Here is an 8,426-nt window from a genome sequence, read left to right on the forward strand (position 1 = left end):
ATACGTGATTTCTGCCTGTCTCGTGGGCTCGGACATGTGTATAAGAGACCGGACTAAAGATGCTAAACCTGTTCTAGCTCCAGCAGATATTCCTGCTGCTGATTCTGCAAATGATGTTACAGTACTAGTTCCTAAAACTGCTCCAATTAACGTTGAAGATACATCAACTTGTAGCATTCTTTTTAAACCTTTAGCACCTTCATCTCCTTGTACTAATCCCATATTTTTGTAACAAGCCATCATAAATCCAAGAGAATCAAATAGATCTATAAACATAAACGAAAATATTGAACCTATTAAAGATATTTTTAAAGCTCCCAATATATTTACTTTCATAAAAATTGGACTTATTGATGGTGGCATTGAAATAATTGCTTTTGGTATATCAACAATTCCAAAAAACATTCCTATAATTGTTGTTGCTGCAATACTTATTAAAATACCACCTCTTACCTTTTTTATTTCACAAATAGCCATAATTGCTAATCCTAATATTCCTAATACAGTTGGTATTGAAAAATCTCCTAAACCTACAAATGTAGCCTCATTTGCAACTATTATTCCCATGTTTTTTAAACCTATAAAAGCTATAAATAAACCAATTCCTGAAGTTGCTGCTGTAGAAACCACACTAGGAATCGCATTAGCTATTTTTTCTCTTATCCCACCTAATGTCATAATTAAAAAGAATAGTCCTGATATGAATACAACTCCTAATGCATCCTCCCAAGAGACTCCTTGTCCCAAAACTAATGTATAGGTAAAAAATGCATTTAATCCCATCCCTGGTGCTAACGCAAACGGAGCATTTGCCCATAAAGCAGCAATTCCTGTCCCAATAGCTGTTGCTAAACAAGTTACTGTTATAAGAGCGCCTTTATCCATTCCAGCTGCAGAAAGTATTGCCGGATTTACAAAAACTATATATGCCATTGTTAAAAATGTTGTAAGACCACCTAAAATTTCTGTTTTTATTGAACTTCCTCTTTCTTCAATTTTAAAAACTTTTTCCAATATATCTAACGAAATATTTCTTTTTGTTACTATTTTTTCCACTTTATATTCCTCCAACTATATTATATCTATTATAGGAAACCTATTTGGTAAAACTATCTTTGCCTTATTTTTTATCTCTTCAGATTTTCTTTTCACTTGTTCAATTAAATCTCCCTCGTTTAAAACTAAAATTTCTCTATTTTTCATTAACCACTTTCCATTACACATTGTAGATTCAATATTTTCACTTGACATTGTATAAACAATATTAGCTATTGGATCATGAAGTGGTAAAGAGTGAATTGTATTTGGATTTAAAATTATTAAATCAGCTTTTTTCCCTACTTCTAGGCTTCCTACTTCATTCTCTAACAATGCACATTTAGCCCCGTTTATAGTTGCCATTTCTAACACTTGCTCTGCTGGTACAACTTTTGGATTTAATGTTCTTCCTTTGTGAATTAAAGAAGTCAAATATATCTCTCTCATCATATCCATTCTATTATTTGAAGGCGCACCATCTGTTCCAATGGATACACTTAACCCTTTTTCAAGCATTTCTGGTATTCTTGCAAAACCTAATACAACTTTCATTGCAGCTGCTGGATTATGTGATACCTTTACATCATATAATCTAAATAAATCTATTTCTCTATCAGTTAACCATACTGTATGAACAGCTAACAAATTTGGTCCTAGTACTCCTAATTTATGAAGATGTTCAACAGTTGAATCTCCTTTATTTGATTTCACATAATCATTTTCCGCTGCTATTTCAGCTATATGCATATGAATTCCTGTATTCAATTTATCTGCTATTTTTTTAGTTTTAATTATTAAGTCATCTGAATTATTAAAAATAGTTCTTAAGCCAAACCAAATTTTTACTCTTCCATCTGCTGTATTATTGTATTTATCAAATAGTTCTTTTTGTACTTGAATCTCTTCATCTGCTGTTTTTATCCAATTTGTAGGTAACCCAATTCCTTCATCCATAACTGATTTTGATAAAGCTGCTCTTATTCCTGTATTTTTTACAGCCTCAACCATTGCTTCTACATACTGGCCTCCTGCTTCTAAAAATGTTGTAACTCCAGATTTTATCATCTCTACACAACAAGCTGTTGAAGAGATTAATGAGCTTTCATAATCAAAATTACTTTCATAAGGCCAAACTCTTTCTCTTAACCAAGTTAATAGATCTACGTCGTCAGCTATTCCTCTCCCTAGTTGCTGAGACAAATGAACATGTGTATTAATTAAACCTGGTAATACAATTTTTCCTTTTGCATCTATAATTTCTACAGTATCTAAAAGTAATTTTTCGTCAACTTTTCCAATTGCCTTTATTAAATCGTTTTCAATTAAAATTGAACCATTATTATATATCTCTCTTTTCTCATTCATTGATACTACATATGCATTTTTTATTAAGATTTGTTTCACAAAAAACCTCCATTTTTTAAATAAAAAAAGTGTAAACTCTATCTGGGATAGAATTTACACTTAAAATTAAATTTAAAACATTTAACATATTTTAAAAAATTATAGTATAAGCTCTTCCCATAGCGTCCCGATTTAAGGTTAGGACGTAGAAACTTTTGGACCATATTACCAAAATATATGAGTAAACTTTTTATTTTAATAATACCATATTTGTATTTAAACTTCAATATTCTTGTGAAAAATTATCTATTATTTTTTTTGTTTTATATATGTTATAATCTAAATACATTTTTATATTAAAAATAAAGGAGATTTTCATGAAAAATTTATCTTATATTAAATATATTGGTATCAGTTTTATTTTAAGTTTTCTTTTAGGCTGTAGTGCTATAATGACATCTATTGGTAATAATAAAATTTCTAATGCTATAAATATATATAACTCTCGGGGAACAACAACAGATGGAACCTTAGAACTAATATCTGGATTAGAGTATTCCTCTGAATCTCAAATTGGAATATCTCAGTATCAAAAACAATATTTTGAAATAACAAATATAAAAAATAATATCTTAAAAAATAAATATTTTACTAAACAAGATATAAACGCACTTAATCTATATCTTTTAACTATTGAAGAGTTTAAAAAGATACAACCTAAATTTCCTACTATAAAAATTGATTATAATGATTTTAATAATTCTAAAGTTAAAATTACTAAAATTTTTGAAGACTTCGTTTTAAAAGATGAAAAACTCTATATAAGTCGTAATCAAAAAATTCAAAATATAAATTTTTATAAAAAAATAAATAAATATATTAATAGTTATATTATTAATAGTACTATTTCAAATTTGGAAAATGATGTAACTGTTAATCTCTATGTAGGATCATCTTTTAGAGGATTTTCTCAGCTTGATTATCTTCTTACAAACTCTTTGATGCATGCCTCTGATATGAACATAAATAGAAATCTTGGTAACTATATTATTTTTAGAGGTTTTAACTCTTTTTCAAAACCTAATTTAAAAAACTATTTTATAGATTTTAATTTTTCTAATGTCTATACAAGAACTCTAGAAACAAAAGAGGAAATCAAAGAAAAAGAAAAACTTTTTATTGTTCGAAAAAAAATTACTGTTAGTGGTTATTATAAAATTTATAATCAAAATTCAGCTCCACATACTAAATATTTTGAATTTAATGAAAATTATACTCTTAAAATGAGAGAATATAATAATTCTACTTTTTACGATGACGAAAGAGATATCTTAAAAAATATTTTAGAAGATAAATTCTCAAATATTATTCGCTATGATTTAGATAATTTAATAAATATCAATTAAAAAAACCAGATTTCTCTGGTTTTTCTTTTTTATCAATATATTGGAAGATAAATATCTTCATACTCTTTTTTTATTTTTAAACTTTCTATAGTATTTAAAACTTTTTGTTTTAAATATTTAGAGTCTATATTTAATTTTTCTATATCTTTAGATACTTCATCATAGTTATTTAAAGAATTCTCTAAAACTTGAATCGCACCTTTATAATTTTTATTTCTCCAATGATATAATCCAACAGCTATTAATAATAGGTTTATTGATACATGTTTTCTTGTTTCACATTTAGTTTCTTCTATCCAAATTTCTTCTAAAATTTCATGACATTTAAAAAAATCTCTTTGAATTTGAAAAGTATCTATAAACTCCATATATTTTTCTTTATTTTTCATTTAATATTTCACCGAAATTACTTCTTATCCATATTTCTAATTTATTTTTTACTTCTTGGAGCATAGATATTTCATCTAAAGGTAATCCAACAAATTTTCCATCAACAATAGCACTACTTTTTATAAAATCATACTCTTCAACTTCTGTAAACCCAACTATATTAGCATTTCTTTTAACTAAAGCATCATACACTGGTTTCATTCCATTAACAAAAGTAGCTGCATAAAAACCTTGATTTCCTCTTCCTATAATTCCAACTGATTTATTTTCAAAATTAACTTTTGAAAGAACCTCAATTCCATTTTTCCAATCTTCATGGGGCTCTCCAAAACCATAAGTTGGAACTATAAAGATTAAAGCTTTATACTTTTTTAAGTTTTCAATAATTTCTGGATTTGCTATCTTATATATATCACAATTTTCTTTTAATAAATCTTTTATCAAAGTAGCTGTAAACTCACTTTTTCCTCTGGCACTACTATAAAATACACCTATTTTCATTTATCACACCTCCATGTACACTTTATAAGTATAGTATTTTAAATGTGATTTTTCAATAGTTAAATTTAAATTTTTTCACTTTTTTCTTTATTTACTTTAAACTCATTTAGAACTTCATTAAATAATTCTTTATTAGTGATTAAATCATACGCAGTTCCAGCTAAAATTTTTGCTCCTAATATTATAGCATTATGAGCTTCTTCACTTTTTCCTGCACACAAAAATTCATCTGAATGAGATGAGGTTCCTTGAGGTACAAAGGCTACTCTTATACAAGATCCAGGTACATGATACATTACATTCCCAAAATCTGTAGAACCTGTTTTCTCTCTAGGGGGAGATAATCTAGGAGCATTAACCAATTCGGCATTATCCATAAGGATTTGATTAAGCTTCAAAACAGGTATTTTATTATTTAATCTTTTTGTTTCTATAATCTCATAATCTGTTTCCGTCATAAGAGATGCACCTTGTACCACTTTTTTGAACCTTTCAATAACATGATTTAAATAAGCTCTATCATAAGATCTTATACTAAACTTTGCTTCTGCATATTTAGGAACAACATTTGCAGGCCCTCCTGCGTTTGTTATTGTATAATGCATTTTTACATCTTCTCTTACGTGCTCTCTTAAAAATTCAATTCCTTGAAATAAAAGGATTAATCCATCTAAAGCACTTCTACCTTTTTCTGGAGCTAAAGCAGCATGAGATCTAACTCCGTGAAATTTAACCGTAAAATTTGAAAGCGCTAGTGATTTTACATCTGTTGTTGTATCTGGAGCACCATGCATCATTAAAGCAACATCTATATCATTAAAACACCCATTTTCTAACATTTTTACTTTTGCACCTAATGTCTCTTCAGCTGGTGTTCCATAAACTACAATTTTATAATTTTTATCTTTTAATTGATTTTTTATACTTAAAGCTGCTCCAACTATACTTGGTCCCTGCATATGATGAGCACATGCATGTCCCATTCCTTCTAAAGCATCATATTCACATAACAAACCAATAGATGGTCCATTTTGTCCAACTTCATAAACTGCTCTAAAAGCTGTTTCAAATCCACCTATTCCAGTTTCTATTTTAAAATTATTCATTCTTAAAATATCAATTATCTTTTTTGAGCTTTTATATTCTTCTAGTCCAATCTCTGGATTATCAAAAATAAAATCTCCTAAATCAATTAAACTACTCTTTAACTGCTCAACATTTTGTAAAATCTCTTGCTTCATAACTTTCTCCTTTAATTAAAATGGACCATATCCTATCCAATTTGCGATTATTATAAGTATTGACCCTGTTACTATCCATATTAAAAATAATTTTCCCATATATTTCATCCAATCTTCATAAGATACATTAGCTATTGCTAAGAATCCCATCAATGCTGACGATGTTGGAAGAACATAATTACTAAATCCATCACCAAAATTAAATGCTAAAACTGCTGTTTGTCTTGTCATTCCTATCATGTCTGCTACTGGTAGCATTATTGGCATTGTTACGGCTGCTTGTCCACTTCCCGAAGTTACTAAACCATTTATAAATAGTTGCATTAAGAACATTCCAATAGATTGTAATACGTGTGGTAAAGATGCCAACATATTTCCTAAATAATAAACAGCTGTATCTAAAATTTTACCATCATCTAATATTATAGAGATTGTTCTTGCTATTCCTATTATTAAAGCACCAAATACTAATGCTTTTGCTCCACTTACAAACTCTTTTGCAATTGTACTAGGTGAAAAACCATAAGCTAATCCTCCTAGAATAGCCATCCATATAAATAGTGCAGCACTTTGATTTAATCCCCAATGCCACGCTGCTCCTCCATAAATTAATAATCCAAATAATCCAATTACAATTGCCAATACTAAATAGTGTCTTTTCTCTATTTCTGGCATAACATTTTCACCATTTTCAATGTTGTTTTCTAATTTTTCTAAATCTCTAACTACACTTAATTCTGGGTTTTTCTTTATTTTTTTAGCATAATTTAATATATAAATATTTGTTACAACTAAAAATACAACTAAACAGAAAATTCTATAACCTAGTCCTGAAAACATTGGTAATCCTGCCAATGCCTGAGCTACTCCTGTCGTAAAAGGATTAAATGTTCCTGTACTAAATCCAATTGCTCCTCCTAAAGCTACCATAGAAATTCCTACTATTGCATCATACCCCATAGATCTTGCTAAAATTATTGCAACTGGTGCAAATCCAATAAATGTATTAACTCCCATACTCATACATGCTACTGCAAATACTGTTGTAAAAGCTGGTATTAATAATTCATCCTTATTAGAAAATACTTTAGTTACTTTGGCTGTTAATGCTTGGAACATACCTGTTTTTATAATTACATGAAATGCTCCTCCAACTATTAAAACTAAAAATATTATACTACTCGATTTATTTAGTGCATCTACAATTTTAAATGGAATATCTAGAAAACTAACTGGTGTATTTTCTATAAAAGCAAATTGATCTGCAACAATAATAGTCTTTCCTGTTGCAACATCCTTTATCCTTGGAAAATGCCCTGCTGGAACAATCCAAGTTAATAACGCAGCAAAAATAATTAATCCAAAAATAATTACATACGTATGTGGAAAACTCATTTTACTTCCACTTTTTTCTTTTTTACTCATTTTACCCTCCAAAAATGTTTTTAAAAAATTATTTTAAACAAAAAATGTTTATTAACAATCATAAATATACTACGATATTTTTTTATAGTCAAGTTTTTTTTGAACCATATGTTCTATTTCTTCGTCTTTTTTTCAGGATTTTACATATTTATATATTTAAAAAAATATGGTAAGCTATATTATAAATATTTTTTAAGGAGATTCTTATGATTGATTCTTTACAAAAAAGAGTTGCAAATAAAAGTTTAACAAAAACTGAAACTATTATTGCAGATTTCTTTTTCCATAATGAAAATAGAATATATTTTTTAACATCTAGCGATATTGCAAACGAATTACAAATAAGTGATACTTCTGTAATTAGATTTGTTAAATCTCTAGGATTTAATAATTTTAAAGAATTTAAAGATAGTTTAAAGCAACAAGTAAGTGATAAAATTCTTACTCCATCTGAAAAATTAAGTTTAAATGAAGAACTTTTAAAAAAAAATAATTTAATTGAAACATTTACTAACTCAATCTTTAAAAATATCGAAGAAACAATAAATATAAATTCTTATGATAAAATTTCAAAAATAATTGATATACTTTTTAACTCTAATAAAAAATATATTATAGGTTTTAAAAGTGTCTCTGGAGCTACATCATTTTTTGGCTTACGTTTAGGTTTTATATTAAAAAATGTTATTACTCACAATCAAAATAATTCTGAACTTATAAAAAATATAGTTGATATTCAAAAAGATGATTGTTTATTTTTAATTGCTCACCCTAAATATTCAAAAACTTATCCATTATTAATTGAAATTGCAAAAAAAGCTGGAGCAAAAATTATTATAGTTACTGATAAATCAACATCACCTGTTGCTAATACTGGAGATATCACTGTATTTACAGATATACGAGGCATTAGTTACTTTAACTCAATTATTTCAACTCAAGCACTATTAGAATTTATACTAACTTCTATGAGTAAAAATTTAGATGATAACTCTAAAAAGCGTTTAGCTTATATTAATGAACTTTTAAATGAAAATAAATAATTTGGAGGATATATGAAAAAATTAATACTTACAGGACT

7 protein-coding genes and 1 riboswitch are annotated in these 8,426 nt (G+C 27.5%); of the genes, 2 read left to right on the top strand and 5 right to left on the bottom strand.

Going from position 1 to position 8,426, the window contains the following annotated elements:
* Positions 1–1,071 precede the first annotated feature (1,071 nt).
* Positions 1,072–2,442, bottom strand: a complete 1,371-nt coding sequence (locus tag Q0V08_RS08960) for an amidohydrolase (RefSeq protein WP_297434058.1) — start codon at positions 2,440–2,442, stop codon at positions 1,072–1,074.
* Positions 2,443–2,542: 100 nt separating this feature from the next.
* Positions 2,543–2,643: riboswitch (purine riboswitch) on the bottom strand.
* 116 nt (positions 2,644–2,759) lie between these two features.
* On the opposite strand from Q0V08_RS08960, the gene Q0V08_RS08965 reads away from it, so the two are divergent.
* Entirely contained in the window at positions 2,760–3,788 is a 1,029-nt protein-coding gene (locus Q0V08_RS08965) for a hypothetical protein (protein ID WP_297434060.1), read from the top strand.
* A 32-nt stretch (positions 3,789–3,820) separates the two neighbouring features.
* Here the strand turns inward: Q0V08_RS08965 and Q0V08_RS08970 are convergent, their stop codons facing one another.
* The 4 genes from Q0V08_RS08970 to Q0V08_RS08985 all read right to left on the bottom strand — a co-directional run bounded on the left by Q0V08_RS08970 (position 3,821) and on the right by Q0V08_RS08985 (position 7,345).
* A complete protein-coding gene (locus Q0V08_RS08970; RefSeq protein WP_297434062.1) occupies positions 3,821–4,177 on the bottom strand; it encodes a DUF309 domain-containing protein in 357 nt (118 codons plus the stop codon).
* On the bottom strand, positions 4,167–4,679 hold the full coding sequence (locus Q0V08_RS08975) for a flavodoxin domain-containing protein (protein WP_297434064.1): 513 nt from the start codon (positions 4,677–4,679) through the stop codon (positions 4,167–4,169). Before Q0V08_RS08975 ends, Q0V08_RS08970 begins: the two co-directional genes overlap by 11 nt.
* Positions 4,680–4,744: 65 nt before the next feature.
* Positions 4,745–5,920, bottom strand: a complete 1,176-nt coding sequence (locus Q0V08_RS08980) for a M20 family metallopeptidase (protein WP_297434066.1) — start codon at positions 5,918–5,920, stop codon at positions 4,745–4,747.
* A gap of 15 nt (positions 5,921–5,935) precedes the next feature.
* Complete coding sequence (locus tag Q0V08_RS08985; protein WP_297434068.1) at positions 5,936–7,345, bottom strand: YfcC family protein; 1,410 nt, start codon at positions 7,343–7,345, stop codon at positions 5,936–5,938.
* Between the two features lie 206 nt (positions 7,346–7,551).
* On the opposite strand from Q0V08_RS08985, the gene Q0V08_RS08990 reads away from it, so the two are divergent.
* Positions 7,552–8,388 carry a MurR/RpiR family transcriptional regulator gene (locus Q0V08_RS08990; RefSeq protein WP_297434070.1) on the top strand — a complete coding sequence of 279 codons (837 nt, stop codon included), beginning with the start codon at positions 7,552–7,554 and terminating at the stop codon, positions 8,386–8,388.
* Positions 8,389–8,426 lie beyond the last annotated feature (38 nt).

This window comes from uncultured Cetobacterium sp., from assembly GCF_947038635.1.
Classification (GTDB): Bacteria; Fusobacteriota; Fusobacteriia; order Fusobacteriales; family Fusobacteriaceae; genus Cetobacterium_A.